Raw genomic sequence first — 26,199 nt, forward strand, 5'->3', positions numbered from 1 at the left:
TCCCCCGCCCGCGCCGCCTCGATTGCCGCGTTCAGCGCCAGCAGGTTGGTCTGGCTGGCGATGCTCTGGATGGTGCCGACGATCTCGGTCAACTGGGCGATGTTCGCCTCGAGGGTCTGCTGGTGGGCCGCTTCGGCTTCGCGCATCGCCTGCTGCTGGTGCTCGAGATCGACATCCACCAGCGCGCCGACCACCCGCAGAGGCAGCCCATGGGCATCGCGCCGGGTCTGCCCGCGGGCGCGGAACCAGCGGTACTCGCCGCTCTTCATCTTCAACCGGTATTCGATGTCGAACGGCGTCTTGCCGGTACGGTCGTTCAAATGCGCGGCGAACGCGACCAGGCTGGCCTCCTTGTCCTGCGGGTGCAGGCGCGACGCCCAGCTGTCCAGCACGTCGGGGAACTCCTCGACGGTCTCGAACCCCAGCAGCCGACGAAATTGCGTCGACCACCAGAAGGGGTTCTTCGGGTTGACCGGGTCGCCGGCGATCACCTCCATGTCCCACAGGCCATCGGAGAGCATCTCACGCGCCAGTTCGAAGCGGGTGATGATCACCTCGTGGGCCTGGTCGCGCTCCAGCTCGTCATGGATGTCGCGTAGCGAGCCTGCCACGCGCAAGGGCCTGCCACGGCTGTCTCGCAGGGTTTCGCCCTGGGCGTAGAACCAGCGGTAGCGGCCGTCCTTCATCGCCAACCGGTTCCTGACCCGGTACGGCGTGGCGCCGGACGTGTCGCTCAGGTGGCGGGCAAAGGCATCCAGGGTCGCCTGGCGATCCTCGGGGTGCAGGCGGTCGGCCCAGCTGGCCAGCACGTTGGGGAAGTCGTTTTCGTCGCGAAAGCCCAGCAGGTGCCGCAGTTGCTGCGACCACCAGAAACGATTCTTCGGGTTGACCGGGTCGCCTGCGACCACCTCCATGTCCCACAGGCCTTCGCTCGAAGCGCGGTTGACCAGGTCGAAGCGGGTCTCCGATACGGTGGCCGAAGCGGTCGCTTGCTCGAGCAGCTCACGGGTCGCACTCAATTCGGCGCGCAGGTGCGCCTCACGGGCCGCGCTCGCGTCGGCCTGGGCCGTCAGCGTCTGCCAGGCACCGAGCACCGCGCGCCAACCGGCCTTGCCTTGCCCACGGACGCCCTCCGAAGCGGGCAGGTTGTGCAGCATGTGCTGCAGGGCCTGGCGTTCATCACGGCTGCGAAACAGTTGGAACATGTTCAAGACACTCATTCAAAAGGACCGAGACAGCCGAATCCATGGCCCTGTGCCACTATCTATCGACCTGTATGGACCCCGCTTGAAGGCAATCGACTCGCCCGTTGCAAAAAAATACCCGAACCCCTGGCAAGCGCACGTGAGTCACGGAACGATGCCGATTTGCCATCATCGAACCCAGACGATAACGATGACCTGTATCCGGCACCTGGAGGGGAACGCTTCATGCAATTCAGACACATCAAGGTGGGTAAACGCGCGGCGGCCATGTTCGCCCTGATCGGTGTGCTGGTCGCCCTGCTGGGGTCGGTCGCGCTCTATGAAACCCGCAAGATGGACAGCGCCAGCGCCGAGACCCGGACCATCTGGATGCCTGCCGTGCTGGCCCTGAGCGAGGTGGGCCGCGACGTCGGCCGTGCCCGGGCGCTGACCATGCGCAGCATCCTCGAAGACCAGGCCAGCACCCGTGAAGCGACCCTGCGCAAGGTGAACGACATCAACCAGGGTTTGCAGAAGAACCTCACGTTCTACGAAAGCACCATCCAGGATCCGGAAGACCGTACGCTGTTCGAGGCCTTCATGGCAGCCAAGGCGCAGTACCAGGCGCAGCAGGCCAACGTCAGCGAAGCCGTGCTGGCCAACCGTCTGGACAACGCCCGGCAGCTGGTCAACGGCCCGCTGGCCCAGAGCACCGAGGCGATGATGACGACCCTCACCGCGCTGATGGCCTACAACGCCGACGGTTCCGAACGTGCCTCGACCCGCAGCGCCAAGGCCGCCCATGAGGCGTTCCTGCTGATCACCTTGGCCCTGGGCGTGATTCTCGTCGTGCTGGTGACCATTGCGGTCCTGCTCACGCGCAGCATCGTCACACCGCTGACCGAAGCCGTCGCGGTGGCCGAGCGGGTCGCCTCCGGCAACCTGACCCAGGCCATCACCGTGGAGGGGGATGACGAGCCGGCCTTGCTGCTCGGCGCCCTGGCCCGCATGCAAGACAACCTGCGCGACACCATTCGCCAGATCGCGGCCTCGTCCGACCAGTTGGCTTCGGCCTCCGAAGAACTGCACAGCGTCACCGAAGACACCAGCCGAGGCCTGCACCAGCAGAGCGCCGAGATCGACCAGGCAGCCACGGCGGTGAACCAGATGACCGCCGCCGTGGAAGAAGTGGCCAGCAACGCGGTCAGCACTGCCGATGCCTCCAAGGACGCCGACCAGACCACCCGCGAAGGGCGCGACCGGGTCGATCAGGCGCTGGCATCGATCCAGTCCCTGGTCGAGGACGTCACCGGCACCTCCCAGGAGATCGAACAGCTGGCCAGCAGCGCCAACGAGATCAGCCGCGTGCTGGACGTGATCGGCGCCATCGCCGGGCAGACCAACCTGCTGGCGCTCAACGCGGCCATCGAGGCGGCGCGTGCAGGTGAAGCCGGCCGAGGGTTCGCGGTGGTGGCGGACGAAGTGCGCGCCCTGGCGCACCGCACCCAGCAATCGACCCAGGAGATCGAACAGATGATCGCCGCCATCCAGTCCGGCACCACCCGTGCGGTCAGCGCCATGCACAACAGCCAGGGCCGGGCTACCGGCACCCTGGACATCGCCCAGGGCGCCGGTCAGGCGTTGCGGACCATCGCCGAGGCCATCGCGTCGATCAACCAGCGCAACCTGGTGATCGCCAGCGCTTCGGAAGAGCAGGCCCAGGTCGCGCGCGAAGTGGACCGCAACCTGGTCAACATCCGCGACCTGTCGATGCAGACCTCGGCCGGCGCCAACCAGACCAGCGCCTCGGCCCAGGAGCTGTCGCGGCTGGCGGTGGAGCTCAATGGCATGGTGGCGCGGTTTCAGGTGTGAGGAGGGTCAGGCGGGTGCTGGCCATGTGTGAAGCGCGCGGTGACTGGAACAAGAAGCAGCGGGCGCTGGCTTGCCGGTGACAAGGTCGGAGCGGGCGCCGCCTGCATCGCGGGCAAGCCCGCTCCCACAAGGGGCCAGTCATTGGGGATGATGCCGGGTAGCTGGCTGGAATAAGGCCCGGTGGGAGCGGGCTTGCCCGCGATGGCGGTGGATGCGGTACCGAGGTCCTCGGCAGGTAGACGGGGATGTTACGGGCGCTTCCGATGCTGATCGGATGTGGCGTATGGAAAGGTCAGCGTGGCTGGTCTACGGGCCCTGCGGGCCCGATCGCGGCACGGGGGCCGCTCCCACAGGGGATCGCGACCGCCTGTTCAACCGCGGCGTGACTATGGGGTAGAGCGGCCCCTGCCGGGGCGCCGGACCGGCCGTGGTCGGGCCCGCAGGGGCCGTAAAACCAGCCCCTCCGTCTTTCCGGCAATAAGCCGATGCCCAGCCCCGAACCTCAGGACCTCACCTCCCCCAACACCCGCCCCTGCGCCGCTCGCGAATGCCCACGCGAACTGATGATGCCCAGGAACGAGATCACGATCGCCAGCCCCAGGGTCGCGCTGATCTCCGCCCGGTGCTCTTCGGTGAACATCATCACACCCAGTGCGCAGGTGATGAACACGATCACCGCCCAGGTCAGCCAGGGGAACAGCCACATGCGGAACTTCAGCTCGGCGTTCTCGCGCTCCAGTCGACCGCGCAGGCGCAACTGGGAAATGGCGATCACCAGGTACACCAGCAGGGCGATGGCGCCGGAACTGGCCAGCAGGAACTCGAACACACCCTTGGGCGCGAAGTAGTTGAGCACCGTGATGGCCACACCGATCAGCGTGCTGCCGAACACCGCCGCGCGCGGCACGCCGACGCTGGAGGTCTTCTTCAGCATGGCCGGGGCATCGCCGCGCTTGGCCAGCGAGTACATCATCCGCGAGGCGATGTAGATCGAGGAGTTCATGCAGCTGGCGACCGCCACCAGCACCACGAAGTCGACCATGAACGAGGCGTAGGGGATGTTCATCAGCTCCAGCGCGCGCTGGTAGGACCCTACCACCGCCAGCTGTGGGTCGTTCCACGGCACGATCGAGATGATCACCAGGATCGACAGCAGGTAGAAGGTGCTGATCCGCCAGATCACCGAACGGGTGGCCTTGGCGATGTTGCGCGACGGGTCGCTGGACTCGGCCGCGGCGATGGTCACCGCCTCGGTGCCGATGAAGCTGAACATCACCGTGATGAACGCCCCGACCACCGCCGAGACGCCGTTCGGAGCGAAGCCGCCATGCTGCGCCATCAGCGACCCCAGGCCGCTGACCTCGCGTTCCGGCAACCAGCCCATCAGCGCGGCGAAGCCCAGGCCGATGAAGCCGATGATCGCCGTGACCTTGAGCACCGCAAACCAGAACTCGAACTCCCCGTACTTGGCCACGCTGAACAGGTTGGTCGCCGCCAGCAGCACGATCGAGGCCAGCGCGAACAGCCAACTGTCCACCTCCGGGAACCACAGGTTCAGCACGTGCCCGGCCGCCAGGGCCTCGATGGGGATCACCAGCACCCAGAACCACCAGTACAACCAGCCGATGGTGTAGCCGGCCCATGGCCCGATGGCCTGGTCGGCGTAGGTGGAAAATGACCCGGTGTCAGGATGAGCGACGGCCATTTCGCCGAGCATGCGCATGACCAGCACCACCAAGGTACCGGCCACCAGGTAAGCGATTATGGTTGCCGGACCGGCTGCCGCGATGGCATGCCCTGAACCGACGAACAGCCCTGCACCGATGATGCCGGCAATCGACAGCATCGTTACATGACGTGGTTTGAACCCTTGAGCAAGGGCGCTCCCATCAGATCCCACGGTGTTCATTGATCTTGTTCTCTTTTTGCTGACACAAGGAAGGAAGGCAGGCGTAGGCGAAAGCGTCTCCTGTGGGACGAGGGGGAATGTGGCTCACCGAAGCGTTGTTATTGTCGGCGATGCAGGATCGCGGCGCGTCAGTGAAGTGCGGCCTCACTGTAAGCCGGGCGCCGCGTGCGGAAATTATTCGAAAACGTCCCGCAACTGTTCGATCACGACAGGCAATACCTGGATGCGCCAGATGTCGCGGATGACGTATCCATCCGCGTCACGGCCAGTGACGCAACCTGTAATGATGGCAACTAGACAGCCCCCTGACGGTCGGCCGCTGTCGACGGGCGGCGTCGGTCAGCCCAGCAGGTGCCGCAGGGCATGGCAGTCGCGCGCGTGCCAGTCGGCCAGCTCCGGCCAGGGGTTGTCGGGCACGTTGACCAGCACCGTGTGCGCACCGGCCGCCCGCCCGCAATCGAGGTCGAACCGGTAGTCGCCGACCATCACCAGCTGCGACGGCGCGACGTCCCAATCCTTGGCGATCTGCAGCAACCCATCCGGGCTGGGCTTGGGCGCCGCCTCGTCGCGCCCGAGGATCTGCTCGACCGGGAAACAGTCGGCAAGACCAATGGCCTGCAGGGTGACGTGGGCCAGCTCACGGGCATTGCGCGTCAGGATGCCCAGCTGGCACCCCCGCGCCGCCAGCTCGCGCACCAGCTCCACCGCCCCGGCGGCTGGCTGTGAGCCCAGCGCCAGGTCGCGCTCGTGCTCCAGCAGCCAGGCGTGCTTGGCCTGGGCGACATCGGCCGGCAGGCCGGCCAGGTGGGTGAGGATGTCCTCGTCGAGCGGAATCTCCAGCGTCCGGCGGATGCCGACGAAGTCGTGCACGGCGACGGTCAGCGTGCCGTCCATGTCGAACACCCAGTGGCGAATCTCGGAAAGTGTCATGCCCAGTCCTTGCGATGGCGAATCAGGCCTTCCTGGCACGAAGAGGCGACCAGTTGACCCGCGCGGTTGTAGATGCTGCCCCGGTTGAAGCCACGGGCGTTGCCCGCCCAGGGGCTGTCGTTGGCGTACAGCAGCCACTCGTCGGCACGCAGGTTGCCGTGGAACCACAAGGCGTGGTCCAGGCTGGCGATCTGCATGTCGCGCTGCCACACCGACTTGCCATGGGGCAACAGCGAGGTGGTCAACAGGCCGAAGTCCGAGGCGTAGGCCAGCAGGTACTTGTGCAGGGCCGGCGCGTCCGGCAGCTGGCCGTCGGCGCGGAACCAGGTGTACTTGACCGGATCGCCTGGGCGCGGGTTGAACGGGTCGCGCTCGGTGACCGGGCGGATCTCGATCGGCTTGGCGCAGAGGATCTTGTCGCGCAGGCGCTCCGGCAAGCGGTCGGCATGCTCGCGCGCCAGCTCCACTTCGCTGGGCAGGTCTTCCGGCCCAGGGACGTCCGGCATCGGCGCCTGGTGCTCGAACCCCTGCTCGTCGTACTGGAACGAGGCGCTGCAGGTGAAGATCGGCTGGCCCTTCTGGATCGCGGTCACCCGGCGCGTGCTGAAGCTGCCGCCATCGCGCACCCGGTCGACCGAGTAGACCACCGGCAGGCTGGCATCGCCCGGACGCAGGAAATAACCGTGCAGCGAGTGCACGTGGCGCGCGTCCTCCACCGTCTGGCAAGCGGCCGACAGCGATTGGCCGAGCACCTGGCCGCCGTACAGCTGGCGAAAGCCCAGGTCCTGGCTGCGCCCGCGGAACAGGTTTTCTTCGATCGGTTCTAGGCTCAACAGGTCGACGAGGTCGTCCAGCACATGGCTCATTGAAATCTCCCGGCAAGGCATCACGGCATATAGAGGCCGGCAGATGATACAAGTTTTGGGCGTCAGGCCGCGCTTACCCGTGCAGGGTTCGTTGCCAGCGCGCGCGGTCCATGCGGTAGAGCACGTGGGGGCGCAGCGGGTGCCCGACCGGCAGGCGCGGGTGCTCGAAGCGGCCCTGGACGTCCTCGACCATGCCGATGGCCTGCATGACCTTCTGCGACGGCAGGTTCGAGGCGCTGGTGAACGACACCACCTCCTCCAGGTGCAACTGCGTGAACGCGCAGCGCAGGCAGGTCCAGGCCGCCTCGCTGGCATAGCCCTGCCCCCAGTGACGGCGCGCCAGGCGCCAGCCGATCTCGACCGCCGGAGCGAAGGGCGCTTCGAAGTTCACGCGCAGCAAGCCGGTCATGCCGATGAACGCACCGCTATCCAGGCGCTCCAGCGCCCACAGGCCGAAACCGTGCTCGTTGAAGTGCCCGCGGATGCGCCCGATCAGCGCCGCGGCCTCTAGCCGTGTCAGGGGCGCGGGGAAATAGCGCATCACCTGGGGGTCGGCGCACAGCTCGGCGAACGGGGCCAGGTCGTCGTCACGCCACTGGCGCAAGACGAGCCGGGGGCTTTCCAGGCGCAGGACAACGGTCATGGCGCGCTCCACGGGCAAAGAGACCCCATGATAAGCGCGTCGCCGCCCCCGCGGGAACACGCCGCACCCTTTGGCGCCCCGGCGTTGCTCCAGGCCCCGGCGGCTGGCAAGATCGAGCCACGCCCCCTTGCGACCCTGCCATGGCCCTGCCACTGATCTACCACGACGACTACAGCCCTGTGTTTCCACCGGAGCATCGCTTTCCGATGGACAAGTTCCGCCTGCTGCGCGATCACCTGGTGGAGACGGGGCTGACCACCGATGCGGCCTTGATCCGCCCGCAGGTCTGCTCCCACGACATCCTCGCCCTGGCCCACGACCGCGGCTACATCGAACGCTACCTGAGCGGCGACCTGTCCCGCGAGGACCAGCGTCGCCTCGGTCTGCCCTGGAGCGAGGCCCTGGCGCGCCGGACCGTCCGCGCCGTCGGCGGCTCGCTGCTCACCGCCGAACTGGCCCTCGAGCACGGCCTGGCCTGCCACCTGGCCGGCGGCACCCACCACGCGCATCACGACTACCCGGCGGGCTTCTGCATCTTCAACGACCTGGCGGTGATCAGCCGTTACCTGCTGGCGGCCGGCCGTGTGCAGCGGGTGCTGATCTTCGACTGCGACGTGCACCAGGGCGACGGCACCGCGCGCATGCTCGAGGACACCCCGGAGGCGATCACCGTGTCGCTGCACTGCCAACAGAACTTCCCGGCGCGCAAGGCCCACAGCGACTGGGACATCCCCCTGCCCCGCGGCATGGGCGATGCGGCCTACCTGGACGTGGTGGACGACGCGCTCAACTACCTGCTGCCGCTGTACCAGCCTGACCTGGTGCTGTACGACGCCGGGGTCGACGTGCACCGGGACGATGCGCTGGGCTACCTGCAGCTGACCGATCAAGGCTTGGCCGAGCGGGATGCGCGGGTGTTGCGCCACTGCCTGGGCCGGGACATCCCGGTGGCGGGCGTGATCGGCGGTGGCTACGACAAGGACCGCAAGGCCCTGGCCCGGCGCCATGGCATCCTGCACCACACGGCGGCTCAGGTGCTGGGTTGTGCACACTGAGTGTGGAACCGCCTGTGGATAACCTGAGCGAAACCCTCGCCAGGCCTTGCGCCACGTGCCCTGCAGAGAACTGATCATTTTTCGTACAGCGCCCGAGGCAGTGCAGGTGCGGTAGAATGCCGGTTTTTCCACCGCCTGGGTTGCCATGACCGATTCTGCCCCCTCCCCTCGCCCCCTGGTCGCCGTCATCGGCGGCGGCCCTGCCGGCCTGATGGCTGCCGAAGCGCTGGCCCAGGCCGGCCTGGCCGTGGCGCTGTTCGATGCCATGCCGTCGGTGGGCCGCAAGTTCCTGCTGGCCGGCGTGGGCGGCATGAACATCACCCATTCCGAGCCCTACCCGGCCTTCGTCGGCCGTTACGCCGAACGCCGCGACGAGATCGATCGCCTGCTGCAAGGCTTCGACGCCACGGCCCTGCGCGACTGGATCCACGGCCTGGACGTCAGCACCTTCGTCGGCACCTCGGGCCGCGTGTTTCCCACCGACATGAAGGCTGCACCGCTGCTGCGCGCCTGGCTCAAGCGCCTGCGCGACGACGGCGTGGTCATCCACACCCGTCACCGCTGGCTTGGCTGGCAGGCCGATGGCCGCGTACGGGTGGCAGGCCCCCAGGGCGAGCGCGCCATCGATGCGGCGGCAGTGGTCCTGGCCCTGGGCGGGGGCAGCTGGGCGCGCCTGGGCTCGGACGGGGCCTGGCTGCCGCTGCTGGCCGAGCGCGGCGTGGCGGTCGCCGGCCTGCGGCCGAGCAACTGCGGGTTCGAGGCCGAGGCCTGGAGCGACCTGCTCAAGGGCAAGTTCGCCGGTGCGCCGTTGAAGAACGTGGCTATGGCCCTGCCCGGCAGCGCTCCGCGCAAGGGCGAGTGCATCCTCACCGCGCAGGGCCTGGAAGGCAGCCTGGTGTATGCCCTGTCGGCGCCGATTCGCCAGCGCATCGAACAGGCCGGTCGCGCCACGGTGCTGCTCGACCTGCTGCCCGACCGCCCCATGGACACGCTGGTGCGCGCCTTGAGCAAGCCGCGTGGCTCGCGCTCGATGGCCAAGCACTTGCAAGGGCAGGTGGGGCTGGACGGCGTCAAGGCCGCCTTGTTGCGTGAGGTAACCGACCCAGCGGTATTCGCCGACCCGGTCACCCTGGCGCAAGCGATCAAGACTCTGCCCATCGAACTGGTACGCACCCGCCCGCTCGACGAAGCCATCAGCAGCGCCGGTGGCGTGCGCTTCGAGGCATTGGATGAGGGGTTGATGCTCAAGGCCCTGCCTGGCGTGTTCTGCGCAGGCGAGATGCTGGACTGGGAAGCCCCTACCGGCGGCTACCTGCTGACCGCCTGCTTCGCCAGCGGGCTGAGGGCCGGCCAGGCGGCTGCGGCGTGGGCGAAACGGGCCGTCGGCGCGGCGTGACCGGCTTCAGGATTTTGTGGGCCCTGCGGGCCCAATCGCGGCACTGGGGCCGCTCCCACAGGAACCGCGATGACCTGCGTCACCGCGGTGGGGCTACGGGTGTAGGAGCGGCCCCCGTGCCGCGATGGGCCGCAAAGCGGCCCTAAAATCGATTAGCAATAGAGCTTCGGATCCTGCCGGCTATCGCCATGTTCTCTGCGCGACAGCGCGGCGCCAAGGCGGCAGGCGGACTCCCGCAGTACCGCGATCGCCTGTACCACTGCGGTGTAACTTCGGGTCCAGGAGCGACCCCTGCCAATGGGCCGGACCGGCCACGATTGGGCCCGCAGCCCCCAAAAAGCCTGAAACGCTTACGGCTTGCGCTTGCGCGCTCCCCCATTGAAGCTCGGCACCTTGCGCACCGCCTTCACCGCCGGCGCCTTGGCGGGCGTCTCGTCGCTGTCCATCCAGCGCCCCAGGCCGCGCTTGGCGCTGTTCTCCTTGGGCTTCTTGGGTTTCTTCGGCTTCTTGATCACCTGCCCGCTGGCATCGGTCAGCGGCACGCGGTGGTCCGGGAGGAAGTCCGGTTCGTCGTGACGGGGCAAGGTCTGACGGATCAGCACTTCGATGGCCGACAGCAGCTGCACCTCGTCGGCGCACACCAGGGAGATCGCCTCGCCCTTGTTGCCCGCCCGGCCGGTACGCCCGATGCGGTGCACGTAGTCTTCGGCGACGATCGGCAGGTCGAGGTTGACCACCAGCGGCAGGTCATCGATGTCCAGCCCCCGGGCGGCCACGTCGGTGGCGACCAGGATCTGGATCTCGCGGGCCTTGAAGGTGTCCAGCGCACGCTGACGCGTGGCCTGCGGCCGGTCGCCATGGATGCCGTCGGCGCTGATGCCCTCGGCCTGCAGCTGCTCGACCAGCTGATCGACACCGTTACGGGTCTTGGCGAACACCAGCACCTGCTTCCAGCGGTGCTTGCGCAGCAGGTGCAGGAACAGCTCGGCCTTGCGCTTCTTGTCCACCGTCACCAGCCACTGCTTGACCGTGCTGGCAGTGGTGTTGCGCGGGCTGACCTCGATGCTCAGCGGATCGTTCAGCGCCAGGCCGGCCAGCAGGCGGATCTGCTCGGAGAAGGTGGCAGAGAACAGCAGCGTCTGGCGCTGGCGGGGCAAGGCGGCATACACCGCGCGCAGTTCCTCGGCGAACCCCAGGTCGAGCATGCGATCGGCCTCGTCGAGCACCAGCATCTGTACCTGGCCGAAGGTCACCGCGTTCTGCCGGAACAGATCGAGCAACCGGCCGGGCGTTGCCACCAGCAGGTCGACGCCGCGACGCAGGCGCATCATCTGCGGGTTGAGGCTGACCCCGCCGTAGACGGCATAGGTGCTCACCGGCAGGTGCTCGGCGTACTCGCGCACACTGGTGTGCACCTGTTCGGCCAGCTCGCGGGTCGGCACCAGCACCAGCGCCCGGATCGAGTTGCTGGCGACCTTGCCGCCTTCGAGGGCCAGGCGCTGCAGCACCGGCAGGGCGAAGCCGGCGGTCTTGCCGGTCCCGGTCTGCGCTGCCGCCATCACGTCGCGCCCGGCCAGCACGGCGGGGATCGCCTTGGCCTGGATCGGCGTTGGGGTGGTGTAATCCCGCTGTTGCAGGGTACGCAGCAGGGGTTCGATCAGGCCGAGCGTGGCGAAGGTCATGGCAATACCGTGTAGAGGTTCAGCAAAGCCGGCAGTTTACCGCAACGCCTTGCCCGGCTTGCACATTTCGCCATCGCCCACGACCACGGGGGGCATGCCCCGGCGGCGCCACTGCGGCAGGCCGATCAGCACCACCGCGCTGATGATCACCAGCATCGCCAGGGCTTCTTCGACGTCGATGCGTTCGCCGGCGAAGAGGATGCCGAGCAGGACCGCGACCGCCGGGTTGACGTAGGCATAGCTGGTCGCCGCCGCCGGGCGCACATGCTTGAGCAGGTACAGGTAGGCACTGAACGCCAGGATCGAGCCGAACACGATCAGATAGCCCAACGCCGCCCAGCTCGCCGCCGACGGCATCTGGGTCAGACGCTCGCCACTCAGCACGCTGCCGACCAGCAATACCAGGCCACCGCCGAGCATCTCGGCGGCACTGGCCATGGCGCCTTGCGGCAATGGCAGGCGCTTGCTCCAGACCGAACCGAAGGCCCAGGCCGCCGCCGCGAACACCACCAGCGCTGCGCCCATGGGGCTGGCCTGCAGGTTCGGGCCCAGGTTGAGCAGGCCGATACCGACCAGGCCCAGCACGATCCCCGCCCACTCCAGGCGCGTGGTGCGCTGCCCGAACCACAGGCCGAACAACAAGGTGAACAGCGGCACCGTGGCGATCGCCAGTGCCGCGACCCCCGAGGCTACCCCGGCATGCTCGGCCAGGGTCACGCCGCCGTTGCCGCAACTGAGCAGCAGAAACCCGATGGCCGCCGCCGAGCGCCACTGCACCCAGGTTGGCGCCGGCACGCCACGCCAGCGCAGAAAGCCGTAGAGCAGCCCGCCGGCGACCATGAAGCGAATGCCGGCCATCATCATCGGCGGCCAGGAATCGACACCGATGCGGATCGCCAGGTAGGTCGACCCCCAGACCAGGTAGAGCGCCAGGAAGGCGCCGATCAGCAGCCACGGCAAACGCGAAGAAGCAGGCATGAGGACGTACTCGAAATCCATTTGGAGGTGGCTTAGTTTAGAAAGGCTGGCGCGCAAACTTAAGCTGCAAAAAGGGTTTGCCGAGGTGTTGCACCTTCGAATGAACGGTTCTATCGTCGTTCGACCATTGAATCCACAGCCCACGCTCGAGGCATGTATGGACCGCTATGACCGCCTGATCCTCGCCGCCCTGCTGGAAAACGGCCGCGCCTCTTTCGCGCAGCTGGCGCGCTACGTCAACCTGTCGGCTCCCGCCGTGGCCGAACGAGTGGCCAAGCTCGAAGCCAGCGGCGTCATCACCGGGTACACCGCCAAGGTCAACCTGGACCGCATCGGCCTGCCGATCCAGTGCCTGGTCGAGCTGCGCCTGAGCCACCACGGCAACCCGCAGGCCTACGAAGCGCTGGCGCGCATCCCGCAACTGACCCAATGCCACCGCGTCACCGGCGATGCCTGCGTGGTGCTGCTGGCCGCCGTCGGTTCGATGGAGGAGCTGGAAACGGTGATCGACCAGATCGCCCAGTTCGGCTTCAGCAAGACCTCGATCATCCTGTCCAGCCCGATCGAGCAACGCGTGCCCCTGGAGCACCTCGTTCAGGCCAGCCGCAAGGCCTAGCGCCGCAGCAGCAGGCGCCCTTCGATCGGTACGTAGCGGTCTGCGGCACGGATCAGCGCATGGGCGGTCAGGCCGGGGACGCCGTAGACCACCGTCTCGACGCCGTGGCGCTCGGCGACCCGCTGCAGCAGCTGGTCGAAGTCGCCATCGCCGGAGGCCAGGACGATCCGGTCGACCGTGGGCGCGGCGTCGACCACATCGAGGGTGATGCCCACGTCCCAGTCGCCCTTGGCCGAGCCGTCGCTGCGCTGGATGAAGGGCTTGAGGCGCACCTCGAAGCCCAGGTTGCGCAGGATCTGCTGGAACTGCTGCTGCTTGCTGTCGCCGCGCTCGATGGCATACGCCTTGGCCTCGACGATCTCGCCCTCACGGCTGACCTGGGCCCACAGCGCGCTGTAATCGAAATGACAACCGTGCGCCTGGCGCACGGTGTAGTAGAGGTTCTGCACGTCGGCGAACAGCGCGACCCGCGGGGTTCGGGCCGCCTGGCCAGGCACCTCAGACAAAGCTGTCATCGTCCGAGAAGAAGTCGCCACCGCCGTCATCGCTGCCGTAGTCGGTGTCGGCGAAACCGCCCTGGTCGTTGCCGTAGCCGTTGTCGGCCACCTGGGCGTGTTCACCCTGATCGTTCCAGCCACCGCCGCTGTCGCTGGCGTGCGCCGGTTCGTCCTGGATCACCTCGACCACCTCTTCAGGCTTGTCGTGGAACAGGCTGCTGATGCCCTGGGCCAGCAGCACGCCCCCGGCCACGCCCGCCGCGGTCTGCAGGGCACCGCTCATGAAGCCGCCGCCCGCACGCCCGGCTGCGGGCGCGGCGCCGAAGCCCGAGGCCTGTGGCTGGGCCGGCGCCTGCCCCTGGACGTTGGAGCGCGGCCCGTCGCGCCAGCCGCCGCCCGAGACCGGGGCCGACGCGGGTACGGAAGAGCGTTGCGGCTCGGGGCGGGAAGCGCCGCCGAACAGGTTCGACAGGAAGCCCCCACCGCTATTGCCCTGCTGGGCCTGCGGTGCCGAGGCCTGGGCCCGCAGCTGCTTGAGCTCGGCCTCGAGCTTGGTGTTCTGCTCGTCCAGGCGCTTGATCGCCGCTTCCTGCACCAGGATCGCCTGGGCCATGTAGTACGGCGCCGCCGGCTGCTGACGGACGTGCTCCTCGATGCGCGCCAGCGCCTGGGCGTCGCGCGCCTGGCCGGCGTCCTCGGCTTGCCGGAGGCGGCCGAACAGGCCATCGATCAGGGTTTGTTCTTCAGTGTTCATGGGCTACCTCATGCAGTGCCTGGACATCGGACAGTGCTGAAGATGGGGCAAGACGCGCAGGGATTCAATCGCGCCGGGTGAAACTTTCTTCAGCCCGGGCCGGGCTCTGGGCTAAAGTGGGGCCTTGCTTTCTGCTTGGCGACCCGGACTTATGGATGTCTTGACCGTTTTACGCGACTCGCTGTACTTCTCCCGCCGACACCTGATGAATATTATCCGATTGTGTCTGCCACTGATCGTGCTCGAGTCGGTGGCCCTGCAACTGTGGTTCCTGCAGTTCGACGAAGACGCACAAGCCTCACAGGGCATCATCGTGGGCATGATCTTCTACCCGATGTACAGCTCCGCGCTGATGCTGTACCTCGACGCCCGCAGCCGCGGCAAGACGCCCACCCTGCGCGCCGTGTTCAATCGCATGAGCCAGTTCTACCCGAAAGTCCTGGGTCAACGGGCGCTTGGCGCCTTGCTGATCGTGGTCGGCTTCATGTTGTTCATCGTGCCGGGCATCTGGATCATGGTCCGGCTGGTCTTCGCCCAATACCTGCTGGTGTTGCGCGGTTACCCGATCATCGAATCCATGCGTGAGAGCGCGCGCATGACCCGCGGTCATTTCTTCAGGATCGTGCTGTGCATGCTCGCGGCGGTGGGGCCAGTGATCCTGCTGGAGGTCGGCGTCCTGTTGCTGGTTCCTGACCTGTCGGTAGTGGGGCAGATCGTGCTGTCCAGCCTGAGCACCTTCCTGCAGCTGTTCAGCCTGGTGGTGCTGTATCGCCTGTTCATGCTGGTCGAGGAGCAGCAGCCACGCTAGGGATGAGCGTACCGTACGCTCACCGAGGGTCTTGCGCGCTACCCCTGCGGCTCGGTACGCAAGGCCCGGCGCCACCCCGGAAACCCTTCAATCTTCGCCCCTCTCCTGCCCCGCTATAGGGTCGCCTGGCACCGCCATGGTGCCTACCCTCACCGCCGACAGGAGCCCTTCGCATGCCCCATGACTCGTCACCTGCCCTGCTTCAGCCAGGCACCTCCTTCCGAGTCCGCGTCTACCTGCTGCAAGGCGACCGCGCCCTCCCGCTTCGTTTCAGCCGCCCTAGCGACAAGTTCGGCTGGGGCATTGCCCCAGCCCACGATTGGCTACAAGCGGGCGGCAACGAGCGGCCACCGGTCTTGCAGTTCAGCTACGTGTCTCACACACAGGACCGTTGGCACTACACCATCTCAGGGACCGGTCCACGCGCGCGCGGCCGGCTCGGCATCAGCCGTAATGGCTACCTGGGGCTGTACGAGCATGCCGAGGTGACCGACCACTGGAAGATCGAGCCGCTCGAGGTCATCGACGGCCGCCTGATCTGCCGCTGGCGCGACCACCTGGGGCATCAGGTCAAGGCAGAGCCGGACACACCCCATCACCAGCCTGGGCAGTTCTATTCGCTGACGGTGGGCGAAGGTGAGTTGCACGAGTATCTGATCGAGGAAGTGGTGTAGCGCATCCGGCAGGGGTCGCAGGACCTGGACTGCGTATTGGCTTGGCATGCCTACACCGACAAGTTGCAGAGATCTGGGTGGGAGCTGGCTTGCCAGCGATAGGCGCCTGTCAGGCGCCGGCTGCATCGCGAGCAAGCCCGCACAGACTGCTCGCGCAGCCATGCCTATACCGACAAATTGCAGAGATCTGGGTGGGAGCTGGCTTGCCAGCGATAGGGCCCTGTCAGGCGGCGCCTACATCGTAGACAAGCCCACAAGGGCCGTGACAGCCGGTGCAGGCTACGCCCAAGCGCGCATGTCATCTCGCCAGCCTGAGCCTGAGGGCATCGGCGCGACGCTGACCATTGCTCATCCGTGCCCGAACGCCTGCCGGACGTCCTTCAGGAAGGTGAAAGGATCGCTGACACAGAACAGCCCGGTCGAAGGTTGCAGATGATCGACGCTGGGCGCGGGCATGCCGCTGGCGATGAGGCAAAACTGCCCTGCCCTGTCCGGCACATCCCTGAGCCCATACACTGCATGACGGTCGACGCGCGGCACGCCGTCAGCGCTGGGCTGCCCTTTGGCCTTGCAGGCGCGCAGGTCCTCGGCCACTGGCGGCTGTCGTGAAACGAAGTCGTAAAGTTCGACGACCGGCGCTTCATGGTTGCCGAGGATGGCGTGGACATGGATCGCATAGAACCATTCGCCTACCTGCACGGACGCGGCATCACCTTCTCGCCAGAACGTGACGTGCCTGGCCAGGGGCGGACGTCGTGCCAAGGGCTTCGGCAACGACCCAAGCAGTGCCTTGATGGCCGCGCTGTTACGTTCGAAGGCATCACTCAGGACCACGCGCCGATTGAGCCTGTCGACGGCATCCAGGGCGTTCCGAGTCAACGCGTCATCGCAAGACCCATGACGATGCAGCACGGCCGCCAGCGTCAGGCATACCAGGTCATGGCCTCATCAACGGGCTTTTGCAACGCGCAGCCCCAGCGTAGAAATACCCACTCCAGTACCCGTGCCGTCAGGATTTGATGGTCGTGCTTTTCAGGACCCAGCATCTGCCAGGCCGTCGCCTGGGCGACATCACGGGCGATCGGCTCGACCAGATCACGTGGAAGGTAGGTCAGCAGCTTTTGTGGGGTCATGGTCGTTCGCTCGCTCCTGGCAAGAACAGGCTTGCGCGCTTAACACAGAAAAATGAGGGCAAACGCCCTCAAAACCGAATAAATCGCTCGCTTTTCGGCACATAGCGCTGCTGACTGAGAAAACTTCGGCTGTCGCCGCCGAGGGGTAAGTTGATCGGAGCATCCTTAAATCGTATTTGCGTTGATTGGAATTCGTTAGGCGTCAGTACCTGGACAGCCGCTTAAGTCCCTCAAGCATTTGCTCAAGGTAGCTTTGCGAACCGAGTGCGAACCCTGCGGCCAGCAGCGGGGCCCTGTACTCTTCGGTGGCATATTCGTGAGCGAAGCGGTTGATGGTCTCTGAATTCCAGGAAAGCCGGCCCAATGCGATTTTCCTGAAGCCATGGTTTTTTAACGCATCTGCAAGCGATTCTTCATTGATTCCGCGTTGCTCGCAGAAAAACAGGAAGCTTAAGAATTCGAACCTTGTGTAAAGCAGCCCAGGATCCTGAAGGCCCGCAAAGTCAGGCACCCACCGAGGCGTAAGGTAGTCATGGAGTCGGTTGCACAAGGGGGTGAGGGATCTGCTTTGGTCTTCAAAGCTCTTCCATAACTCGAACAAGCCATTGGCTGCCTCGACGTAGAATGGTGATAGCTCCACGCCCAGAGCAAAAGGCTTTTCGCGTCGGTTTATCAGCGTCGTCCGAAACAGCTCAAACAGCTCACCCAAGCGATTTGCCCGAACCAGCCCCATGCCGTACGCATAGCTGACCAGCGCTGTCGAATAACTCTTTAAGGCAATTCCAGGCACCCATCCAGACTGCTCGGTCTGAGACGCAGCGTGAAGGCCCTTGATGGCATCCAAAACGATCTTGTGTTCGGCACCTGAACCCCAACGTCCCAATATCGCACAAAGCCGTGCCAACGGCTCGATGGCTGCTTCGTAAATCTCAACCAGGTCGATAAAATCCTTGGATGTGCTGCCCTGGGGGCGTTCTGCGAAGAGAGGAGCCAGATGACTGATTGCTTGATGAGCCTGACTTGTCACTAAATCATCGAGCTGAATTCTGTGCTCGGGTCTGGCCATAAAGCGCTTGGCCATAGCGAGAGTCAGCTCAATACCTGTTGGGTTAGGTAGTCTGGACTGCTGGATAGTCTCAAGCTTGAGATTCAGCCCGTCGAAGAACGTGTCGGCATCCATCCCAGTTACGGTCGTGGCACGACGCTGAACGATCAGCTCCTGCCCACGATCGCTCAGTCGACTCCGAGAAAGCCAGTACGTAGGGTAACGACGAGAGGGTGCTCTCAGGAATGCCGCCCTCAGGGCATGATCCCACTCACCAGACCAGCCAGCGACGATCAGCCCGAACTCATCGATGATGCGGTCAAGCAGTGTATTGAACGCAGCAGGGTACTCGCCCAGTTCCACATCGGTGTTGAGGATCCTTGCATCCTTGTAATCGCCATGGATTTTCAGGATGTAGCAGGACGCATGAGTGAGTGGTTCCGCTCCCGCTAGGGTGTCTTCTGAGCTGACGACAGTTGGCTCAACGCCGACGTCGCGCAGCGCGTTCTCCATGAGTCTGTCAAAGTTCGTCGTGACAATCACGCGTACATGACCTGCCTTGACCATGGCTGCGATCGCCCGATGGGCGCGGGTAGGTAGCTTCAGGCCGTCCTCCAGCTCCTCGTCGTTAGGCTCCAGAAAGCCTTGAATGATCGCTCGCCGTTCCGTCTGGGTTGTCGCCAGGCGCTCGAGTAACGTGGAGTAATTGGGCTGCTCTCCTGTTTGACCTACGTACCACGCGAGCCAATCTTCCTGCTCGCCGGCACCAGACGCTATGCCCCATCGTTTCACCAGCTCCATGGTAATTTCCCAACCGGTCGGTATGCCTGCCGAGCGTGATACGCCTGAGCCAAGAAGCACTGCGTAGACGCCTTTGTTCTCAAACATGGAGAAGGCAATTTGGGCTGTTGGATCAGAAGCAGCAACGATCATGCAGGATCCTCGATTGTTGGACGGCGCGATGCGTCCTGGATTTGAGCTAGCCCAGATCAGTGAATATTTAGGAACTTCCTATAGGATGGATGTAGAGACCATTTTACATTGTCTCTTCGATTTTCAAGTGAACGATACAGATCAGGGTCGTCCGTGAAATGGGTGAACTCGACGCCGTCCAGATGAATGTGAGAGATGAGGCCAAGCTTGTAAATAAAGTCTGCAAGGTCTTCGACGCCCGCGTAAGGTTTTCCATCAACCGCTGGAATGCTATCCTTGACTCTGCCTCTCAAGTAGTTAAGTTCAAGCGTCTCCTCAAGTTCAGAACAGGAAAACTCTCGCTTTGTCGCTCGCAACGCGTCAATTAGATGGTTGAGCTCATCAAATTGATGTACATGCTCCTTGATCAAATCATCCCGCCTATTAGCACCAAAGTCTGACAAAATATAATTGATGTGGTCGAGAGTTATTTTTTTGGTATGGGGGTTTTCTTTGGCTTTTTTAGCGGCCATTCTACAAAGTTGCCCCATCCAGCGAGGCCGCCGGTTAGAGAAAGCAGCGATTGCGTCAAAAAGCTTTGCATCCTTATTGTTGCGCCACTCAATGGGCGAGGTAAAGACCATGTCAAGAATTTTATTGTAATCAGTCGAGAGCTTAAATTTTGCTTCCGCTGACTGAGGATGATTATTTACAATGTAAACAAGTATTTTTTGAGCTAACATGTCACGCATCTGGCGTTTAGTCCAGACTATACCGATGATATACTGCTGAAGTTTGTCTAGATCTTCAAGATGGCGCAGGCAAGACCAGACGTCACTTCTGACGGTTGCGCGCACGTTCAGACCTTTGTAGTCGTGCGCTAGAGAGCGAATTGCGCTGAAGAAGGCGCCGACCTTAGCTTGGCTTTCAGTGTTATTCTGAAACTTGGCATCTATATCATCAATGAGCAGCCAGACTTGACGTCTTTCTTCTAGCTCCTGATATCGCTTGAGAAGATGTTCAACATTGGTCGGTATTGACTTTTTGACTTCAACACCTAGCAATGGGATTTTACCCAGCATTCTGGATGTGAGTGCACCAATGATGTTCTTGTTTTTGATGCCGTCTAGCTCTGCGAGTTCGACCATGGACATGGTGTCATCGGTAAGCGCCAAGCCAATTTGCGCTCCAACCTCCATCGCGATTCTTTTACAAATAATTTGCTTCCAATAATTCTCCAAGTAAGAGTGGTCGCTTCCCGTAAAGCTGCCTAGCCCTAAAAGATCGTTTCCTTTTACGCGTATAACTATTGGAGCGTTGTAAGCCTCTTCGCTTTTTAACTTGTAGTCAAGTCTCGACAAGAGGGCGGACTTCCCCATTCCTTTGCGGGCACTTACGATCGATAGCTTCTCGCTCGGATCGTAGAAATCGTCAAAATCGTTGTTTTCTATATAGTAAGCATTGAGGTGTTCAAGGTCTTCGTCTTCGCCTGCCTCATTGCCAAAAAGTTTTTTGTCACGAAGATTTATGGAGATCATTTTAATCTAATATCTTACTTGGCGGGAATGGTGTCGGCGAACGTGTAGCCTTGATTTGTGACTTGGTAGCTATCGCCTTTGCTGCCGCGCCTTGCTAAAAACCCAAGCTCGAGCAACTCATTAAGAGCGCCCTCCCATCTAGCGAGCTCTCTTGGGTTGCGCGAAGCGATGAGGTTTTTGCCATTTGTTTGAATGTCTGTGCCACCAATGTAACGAATGTGCATAATGGATCCGTGGCTATCAGCGCATGCCTCTTTCAGAAGCAACTGCGCTTCATCGCTTAGGATCGGTACTTTTGAGTCCAATTCTGAAAAGGTCGCAACGGCTTCATCAGAAACTTTAAATGCCTCATTTTCGTTAATCACAATTTGGAGTTGGCGGGCGAACTTATTTCGGAATTCTGTCAGGTCTTCGTAGCCCTCATAAAGGCTTCGCTGCTGACAAGAGGACTTAAAATCCCGGAGTTGCTTGTACTGGTCAGGATCAACAGTATCCAGAGCGGCAGGCTGGCTGGAAAAATACAGCATGGCTGGACGACCGCTCTCAACGTGTTTCTCAATTTCTTCAACAGTTCCGCTCGCATAATCGGTGGTAGCAGTACCCACACGAGTCCAAAAGACTCCGATAAGCAAGTCGCATCTATCTAGGACTTGCCTATTGATAATTGTCTGAGGATTTGCTCCCATCTCAGGTGCGGAATGGGTTTCCCATCCTATCGGAAGAAGGACGATTCTACGCGACCTTGAATGTACTGCATTCCATTCGTGGATGACTTCTCTGACCTGAGCCCTCTCTGCTTTAACATCCCCCGGGGAAGCGATCATCACATTGAAGACATCTGCCTTGTAACTCATGCTCATTCCTTGGTGCAGTGAAGTGGTGGCGTAGTAATACTACAGCATGAAGAAATGAGCTAGTAGACGTCGTACCGCATTAGGTTCATCGCCCAGGGTGAGGGCAAAACGGAAGGCCATGCGGTAGCGGAAAGCGCTAACGAGCGCTATGGAGACACAGCCTGTAGAGCTGAGGAAACGTCAGACCTTGCAAGGAGGCTCCACAGCTTCGCCACCCTTGCCGAGTACGAGCGGTATCAGCAAGAAGCAGCACACGATCCCGAATGTGTACGTCTGGTGGAAGAAGCGACAACGTTGAAGTTCATCGTGAGCTACGAGAGGAGCTTTCTTCGTCCTGCGCTCGAATAGCGCACACGTGGCAGCTGCTTGTCGTGCACCTCAACCATTACCGCCACACCGGCCGGCCCTGGTCAACGCTCTGCGGACGCCTGCAAAAGTTCGAAAGCAGCCGTCCACGAGAGGTCATTATTGCGCCTTAGCGACATCGCTCCTGCGGTACTGAGGTGCAATGGCGTTTCAATGCTGAGCGCAATTTGAAACGGACGTCTATCCAGTCCACACGCGGCATTTGCTCAAGGCCTATACAAAGCTGGGGCGATGTATCAGAGGTATTGACGGGTATCCGTACCTAGCTCTCACGCCGCACTCAAAACGTCACACTGACATTCAAACCTTCCTCGGCTTCGCCCGCGCCGTCGCCTCCGCTACCAACGGATCGTCCGGCCAGTAATGCTTCGGGTACCGCCCCTTCAAATCCTTCTTCACCTCGTCATAGGTCGTGCGCCAGAAGCTCGCCAGGTCCTGGGTCACCTGCACAGGCCGGCGCCCCGGTGACAGCAAATGCAGCTTGAGCACCTGACGGCCACCGGCAATGCGAGGCGTCTCGGCCAGGCCGAACAGTTCCTGCAAGCGCACGGCCAGCACCGGTGGCTGCTCGCTGTAGTCGATGCGGATGTTCGACCCTGACGGCACCGCCAGGGTCTGCGGCGCCTGGCTGTCGAGCTGTTGCGGCAGCGGCCAGGGCAGCAGGTTGCGCAGGATCGAGGACAGGTCGAGCTGGGCGAAATGGCTCAGTCGGGTGACCTTGCCCAGGTAGGGCGCCAACCACTGTTCCAGCGAGGCGAGCAAGGCCGTGTCGCTCAGGTCGGGCCAGTCGCTGGTGCCGGTCTGGGCAAGGTCGAGGCTGCGCAGCAGTGCCACGCGGGCCTGCCACTGGCGCAGCTCCGGTGTCCAGGGCAGCAGTTCGAGGCCCTTGCGGCGGACCAGCCCGGCCAGGGCCTGGGCGCGTGCATCGGCGTCCAGGTCGGGCAAGGGCTGGCGGTCGAGCACCAGTTCGCCGACCTTGCGTTGCCGCTCGGCGCGCAGGGCCCCTTCCCGTTCGTCCCATTCCAGGAGGTCGACCTGGCGCACCTGTTCGCTCAGGACCGTCTCGAACAGCGCCGGGTCGAGGTCGGCGGCCAGGTAGATGCGTTCTTCGCGCTGCCCCTGACGGCTGCCCAGGTCGGCGATGGCGAGCCAGGCGTGCTTCATCAGGGCATCGGGCTCGCCGAACTGCGCGGCGCGACCGTTCGCCAGGCGGTAGTCGCCGCCGCCGGCCTGGCGCTGGCGGGCGACGCGGTCGGGGTAGGCCAGCGCCAGCAGGCACCCGGCCCAGCGGGGGTGCTCTGGGTCTTTCACGCTGTCACCGGGGGTGCCGCGCAGGTGCGTGCGGTACTGCCGGGCCAGTTGTCTGGCGCGCTGGGTGCTGCCCTGCGCACCTCGGGGCAAGCGTTGGTCGCCTGCGAGCAGGGCCAGTCGGCTGTGCACGTCCGCCCCGCCACCGCGCAGGATGTCGCGCTCGCCCAGCAGGGCGGCCAGGTCGCAAGCCTGCTGGGTCAGGCCCAGGGCATGGCCGCGCAGCAGCACGTGGGCGATGCGCGGATGAGCGGGCAGTTCGGCCATGGCCTGTCCGTGCCGGGACAGACCGCCCCCAGGCTGCAACGCGCCGAGGCGTTCGAGCAGGTCGCGGGCCTGGGCGAAGGCGGCGCCGGGCGGGGCGTCGAGCCAGGTCAGCTGGTCCGGCTCGACGCCCCAGCGGGCCAGTTGCAGGGCCAACCCGGCCAAGTCGGCCTGGAGGATCTCGGCCGCGCTGAAGGCGGCCATCTGTTCGTGCTGGGCTTGTGACCACAGCCGGTAGCACACGCCCGGCTCGACCCGTCCGGCCCGGCCGGCGCGCTGAGTGGCGCTGGCGCGGGAGATGCGCTGGGTGTCGAGACGGGTCATGCCGCTGCGCGGGTCGAAGCGCGGCGTGCGCTCCAGCCCGGCGTCGATGACCACCCGCACGCCTTCGATGGTGATGCTGGTCTCGGCCAGGTTGGTGGCCAGCACCACCTTGCGCTGGCCAGGCGGCGCCGGGTCGATCGCCGCCCGTTGCGCGTTCAGGTCGAGTTCGCCGTGCAAGGGGCAGACCTGCACCTGGGGCGTCTGGCCCAGTGCCTCGTCCAGGGCCTGTTGCACGCGGCGGATCTCGGCCTGGCCGGGCAGGAACACCAGCAGGCTACCGGTCTGCTCGTCGAGCGCCTCCAGGCAGGCCTGCACCACCCGTGGCTCGATGAACTCGCCCGGCTGCGTCGGCCGCCCCCAGCGAATGTCGACCGGGTGCATGCGCCCTTCGCTGGTGACGATCGGCGCGTCGTCGAGCAGCCGCGACAGGCGCTCGCCGTCCAGGGTCGCGGACATCAGCAGGACTTTGAGCGGCAGGTCCTCGCGCAACAGCTCGCGGCCGTTGAGCGCCAGGGCCAGGGCCAGGTCGGCATCCAGGTTGCGCAGGTGAAACTCGTCGAAGATCACCAGCCCTACGCCTTCCAGCGCTGGGTCGTCCTGCAAGCGGCGGGTGAGGATGCCCTCGGTGACCACCTCGATCCGCGTGTTCGGCCCGACCTTGCTGTCCAGGCGAATGCGATAGCCGACCGTGTCACCGACCCGTTCGCCCAGCTCGCTGGCCATGCGCTCGGCGGCGGCCCGTGCGGCAAGGCGCCGGGGTTCGAGCATGATGATCGTCTGCCCTTGCAGCCAGGGGGCATCGAGCAGGGCCAAGGGCACGCGGGTGGTCTTGCCGGCGCCCGGTGGCGCTTCGAGCACGACTTCGTGGCGTTTTTCGAGGGCGTGGCGCAGGGCCGGCAGCACGGTGTCGATCGGGAGTGAAATCATGGTGGTCCTCAGGCGAGCGGACCAGTATAACGGCGAACCGGGCCTGGCTCGTCATGGTCCCATTCACGGAGGCAGGTGCGAGCCTGTCCTCTTGCGCCCTTTTTCGCGGAGACTTTCCATGCGCATTCCTACTCGCCTGATCGGTGGCGCCCTGATCGTCACTCAACTGACCGCTTGCGGCACCTTGTTCTACCCGGACCGTCGCGGTCAGATCGATGGCCGGGTCGACCCAGTGATCGTGGCCCTGGACGCGGTCGGCCTGCTCTTCTACGTGATCCCGGGGTTGATCGCCTTCGGCGTCGATTTCGCCACGGGCGCCATCTATTACCCGGGCGGCACCACGGCGCAGGTCGACCCGGCCACCTTGCGGCCGGCGATCGGAGCCGATGGGCAGGTCGACCGGCTCAAGCTGCAGGCGATCCTGGAGGCCGAACTGGGCCAGCGCCTGCCGCTGGACGATCCACGGCTGATCCAGCAGCGCGGCAGCGTCGAGCAATTGGCGGCCCTGAACACGGTGCCGGCGGCATGACCTCGCCACGGCGCGGAGCCTGGGCATGACCCCGAGCGCCGAACACCAGCGCCTGCTGCGCCTGGCCACGCGGGCCTCGCTCACGGTGGCCTGCGTGCTGGTGGTGAGCAAGGCCCTGGCCTGGTGGTTCAGCGACTCGGTCAGTCTGCTGGCCGGGTTGACCGATTCGGCGCTGGACGCGGTGGCGTCGCTGCTCAACCTGCTGGCGGTGCAGTACGCCTTGCGGCCTGCCGATGATGACCACCGCTATGGGCACGGCAAGGCCGAGGCCCTGGCCGGCATGGCCCAGGCGCTGTTCATCGGCGCCAGCGCGGTGATCATCGCCGTGCAGGCAGTCGAGCGCCTGCAGTCGCCCGCGCCGCTGGGCAATACCACGGCCGGTATCGGCGTGATGCTGCTGTCGCTGGTGCTGACGGTGGGGTTGCTGGCGTTTCAGCGCAAGGTCGTGCGCCTCACCGGCTCGACGGCCATCCGTGCCGACTCGCTGCACTACCGCTCAGACCTGCTGCTCAACGGCAGCATCCTGATCGCCCTGCTGCTGGCGCGTTTCGGCTGGCCGCAGCTCGATGCGCTGTTCGGCCTGGGGATCGCGGTGTACATCTTCTGGAGCGCGGTGCAGATCGCGCGGGAGAGTGGCGGCATCCTGATGGACAAGGAACTGCCCAGCGACGTGTCCGAGGAGATGCGGGCGCTGGTGTGTGGGCTGCCGGGCGTGGTGGGCGCGCATGATTTGCGCACGCGGGTGTCGGGGCACCGCTGGTTCGTTCAGGTGCACCTGGAGTTGCCGGGGGAGTTGCCGTTGCATGAGGCGCATGCGTTGTGCGTGGAGGCGTCGGCGCGGATAAGGGCGCGTTATCCGCAGGCGGATGTGATGGTGCATGCGGATCCGGTGTGAGGTGGGGGCTGGGTGGGCAGTGTGTGCCGGTATGAACGGGGTCGCTGATTTTACGGCCCCTGCGGGGCCGATCGCGGCACTGGGGCCGCTCCTACACCCGTAGCCCCACCGCAGGGTTGCAGGCTATCGCGGTCATCTGTGGGAGATTCTATGGTAATTGCCAAGGACTCAAGCGGCTTTTGGACGATATTCCTCTCCGCTTCTGATCAGGGCAAAGACCACCCGAGCCAGCTTGCGGGC

The 26,199-nt window shown here is 64.3% G+C and carries 23 protein-coding genes and 2 pseudogenes; 9 read left to right on the top strand and 16 right to left on the bottom strand.

Features of this window, described 5'->3' with window-relative positions; genetic code table 11:
• Positions 1–71, bottom strand: a pseudogene (locus G7Z99_RS20250) (methyl-accepting chemotaxis protein); the annotation flags it as partial.
• A pseudogene (locus tag G7Z99_RS18715) lies at positions 63–1,220 on the bottom strand (PAS domain-containing protein); the annotation flags it as partial. The pseudogenes G7Z99_RS18715 and G7Z99_RS20250, both read right to left, overlap by 9 nt.
• 210 nt (positions 1,221–1,430) lie before the next feature.
• Here G7Z99_RS18715 and G7Z99_RS18720 point away from each other — a divergent pair.
• Positions 1,431–3,056 carry a methyl-accepting chemotaxis protein gene (locus tag G7Z99_RS18720; RefSeq protein WP_181096467.1) on the top strand — a complete coding sequence of 542 codons (1,626 nt, stop codon included), beginning with the start codon at positions 1,431–1,433 and terminating at the stop codon, positions 3,054–3,056.
• Between the two features lie 502 nt (positions 3,057–3,558).
• Here G7Z99_RS18720 and G7Z99_RS18725 read toward each other — a convergent pair.
• The 4 genes from G7Z99_RS18725 to G7Z99_RS18740 form a co-directional block, all read right to left on the bottom strand.
• Positions 3,559–4,965 carry an amino acid permease gene (locus G7Z99_RS18725; RefSeq protein WP_181096469.1) on the bottom strand — a complete coding sequence of 469 codons (1,407 nt, stop codon included), beginning with the start codon at positions 4,963–4,965 and terminating at the stop codon, positions 3,559–3,561.
• Positions 4,966–5,304: 339 nt separating this feature from the next.
• Positions 5,305–5,895, bottom strand: coding sequence for an HAD family hydrolase (locus G7Z99_RS18730; protein ID WP_181096471.1), 591 nt, complete (start codon positions 5,893–5,895; stop codon positions 5,305–5,307).
• Positions 5,892–6,761: an acyl-CoA thioesterase II gene (gene tesB, locus G7Z99_RS18735; RefSeq protein WP_181096473.1), complete on the bottom strand. Its 870-nt coding sequence runs from the start codon at positions 6,759–6,761 to the stop codon at positions 5,892–5,894. Before tesB ends, G7Z99_RS18730 begins: the two co-directional genes overlap by 4 nt.
• 73 nt (positions 6,762–6,834) lie before the next feature.
• Complete coding sequence (locus G7Z99_RS18740; RefSeq protein WP_181096475.1) at positions 6,835–7,404, bottom strand: GNAT family N-acetyltransferase; 570 nt, start codon at positions 7,402–7,404, stop codon at positions 6,835–6,837.
• Positions 7,405–7,544: 140 nt separating this feature from the next.
• On the opposite strand from G7Z99_RS18740, the gene G7Z99_RS18745 reads away from it, so the two are divergent.
• Both G7Z99_RS18745 and G7Z99_RS18750 read left to right on the top strand, forming a co-directional pair.
• Positions 7,545–8,459: a histone deacetylase family protein gene (locus G7Z99_RS18745; RefSeq protein ID WP_181096477.1), complete on the top strand. Its 915-nt coding sequence runs from the start codon at positions 7,545–7,547 to the stop codon at positions 8,457–8,459.
• Between the two features lie 145 nt (positions 8,460–8,604).
• Complete coding sequence (locus G7Z99_RS18750; protein ID WP_181096479.1) at positions 8,605–9,855, top strand: TIGR03862 family flavoprotein; 1,251 nt, start codon at positions 8,605–8,607, stop codon at positions 9,853–9,855.
• A 350-nt stretch (positions 9,856–10,205) separates the two neighbouring features.
• Here the strand turns inward: G7Z99_RS18750 and G7Z99_RS18755 are convergent, their stop codons facing one another.
• Entirely contained in the window at positions 10,206–11,537 is a 1,332-nt protein-coding gene (locus G7Z99_RS18755; RefSeq protein WP_181096481.1) for a DEAD/DEAH box helicase, read from the bottom strand.
• 36 nt (positions 11,538–11,573) lie between these two features.
• On the bottom strand, positions 11,574–12,515 hold the full coding sequence (gene yedA, locus G7Z99_RS18760; RefSeq protein WP_181096483.1) for a drug/metabolite exporter YedA: 942 nt from the start codon (positions 12,513–12,515) through the stop codon (positions 11,574–11,576).
• A gap of 157 nt (positions 12,516–12,672) precedes the next feature.
• Between yedA and G7Z99_RS18765 the strand changes: the two genes are divergently transcribed.
• Positions 12,673–13,131 (top strand): Lrp/AsnC family transcriptional regulator, encoded by a 459-nt coding sequence (locus G7Z99_RS18765; RefSeq protein WP_181096485.1) that lies wholly within the window; start codon positions 12,673–12,675, stop codon positions 13,129–13,131.
• On the opposite strand, the gene G7Z99_RS18770 is transcribed toward G7Z99_RS18765, so the two are convergent.
• Positions 13,128–13,628 carry a LabA-like NYN domain-containing protein gene (locus G7Z99_RS18770; protein WP_308812307.1) on the bottom strand — a complete coding sequence of 167 codons (501 nt, stop codon included), beginning with the start codon at positions 13,626–13,628 and terminating at the stop codon, positions 13,128–13,130. The genes G7Z99_RS18765 and G7Z99_RS18770 overlap by 4 nt on opposite strands.
• A gap of 1 nt (position 13,629) precedes the next feature.
• Entirely contained in the window at positions 13,630–14,382 is a 753-nt protein-coding gene (locus G7Z99_RS18775) for a DUF2076 domain-containing protein (protein ID WP_181096489.1), read from the bottom strand.
• 151 nt (positions 14,383–14,533) lie between these two features.
• Between G7Z99_RS18775 and G7Z99_RS18780 the strand changes: the two genes are divergently transcribed.
• Positions 14,534–15,190: a YciC family protein gene (locus G7Z99_RS18780; RefSeq protein WP_181096491.1), complete on the top strand. Its 657-nt coding sequence runs from the start codon at positions 14,534–14,536 to the stop codon at positions 15,188–15,190.
• Between the two features lie 173 nt (positions 15,191–15,363).
• Entirely contained in the window at positions 15,364–15,864 is a 501-nt protein-coding gene (locus G7Z99_RS18785) for a hypothetical protein (RefSeq protein WP_181096493.1), read from the top strand.
• Positions 15,865–16,212: 348 nt separating this feature from the next.
• Here G7Z99_RS18785 and G7Z99_RS18790 read toward each other — a convergent pair whose 3' ends face one another.
• The 5 genes from G7Z99_RS18790 to G7Z99_RS18810 form a co-directional block, all read right to left on the bottom strand.
• Entirely contained in the window at positions 16,213–16,743 is a 531-nt protein-coding gene (locus G7Z99_RS18790; RefSeq protein WP_181096495.1) for a hypothetical protein, read from the bottom strand.
• 44 nt (positions 16,744–16,787) lie between these two features.
• Entirely contained in the window at positions 16,788–16,997 is a 210-nt protein-coding gene (locus G7Z99_RS18795; RefSeq protein ID WP_181096497.1) for a hypothetical protein, read from the bottom strand.
• A gap of 202 nt (positions 16,998–17,199) precedes the next feature.
• Entirely contained in the window at positions 17,200–18,975 is a 1,776-nt protein-coding gene (locus tag G7Z99_RS18800) for an SIR2 family protein (protein ID WP_181096499.1), read from the bottom strand.
• Between the two features lie 56 nt (positions 18,976–19,031).
• The gene (locus G7Z99_RS18805; RefSeq protein WP_181096501.1) at positions 19,032–20,492 is read right to left on the bottom strand and encodes a P-loop ATPase, Sll1717 family; all 1,461 of its coding nucleotides are present in this window, start codon (positions 20,490–20,492) and stop codon (positions 19,032–19,034) included.
• Positions 20,493–20,506: 14 nt separating this feature from the next.
• Positions 20,507–21,346, bottom strand: coding sequence for a DUF4062 domain-containing protein (locus tag G7Z99_RS18810; protein WP_181096503.1), 840 nt, complete (start codon positions 21,344–21,346; stop codon positions 20,507–20,509).
• Positions 21,347–21,433: 87 nt separating this feature from the next.
• Here G7Z99_RS18810 and G7Z99_RS20030 point away from each other — a divergent pair, with 87 nt between their 5' ends.
• On the top strand, positions 21,434–21,694 hold the full coding sequence (locus G7Z99_RS20030; RefSeq protein WP_308812308.1) for an NIPSNAP family protein: 261 nt from the start codon (positions 21,434–21,436) through the stop codon (positions 21,692–21,694).
• A gap of 318 nt (positions 21,695–22,012) precedes the next feature.
• Here the strand turns inward: G7Z99_RS20030 and hrpB are convergent, their stop codons facing one another.
• Positions 22,013–24,535: an ATP-dependent helicase HrpB gene (gene hrpB / locus G7Z99_RS18820; RefSeq protein ID WP_181096505.1), complete on the bottom strand. Its 2,523-nt coding sequence runs from the start codon at positions 24,533–24,535 to the stop codon at positions 22,013–22,015.
• A 118-nt stretch (positions 24,536–24,653) separates the two neighbouring features.
• Here hrpB and G7Z99_RS18825 point away from each other — a divergent pair, with 118 nt between their 5' ends.
• Together G7Z99_RS18825 and G7Z99_RS18830 are read left to right on the top strand one after the other, a co-directional pair.
• A complete protein-coding gene (locus G7Z99_RS18825; protein ID WP_181096507.1) occupies positions 24,654–25,064 on the top strand; it encodes a polyribonucleotide nucleotidyltransferase in 411 nt (136 codons plus the stop codon).
• A gap of 25 nt (positions 25,065–25,089) precedes the next feature.
• Positions 25,090–25,959 (top strand): cation diffusion facilitator family transporter, encoded by an 870-nt coding sequence (locus G7Z99_RS18830; protein ID WP_181096509.1) that lies wholly within the window; start codon positions 25,090–25,092, stop codon positions 25,957–25,959.
• Positions 25,960–26,199: the final 240 nt, after the last annotated feature.

It is taken from the genome of Pseudomonas entomophila, from assembly GCF_013523165.1.
GTDB lineage: Bacteria > Pseudomonadota > Gammaproteobacteria > Pseudomonadales > Pseudomonadaceae > Aquipseudomonas > Aquipseudomonas entomophila_A.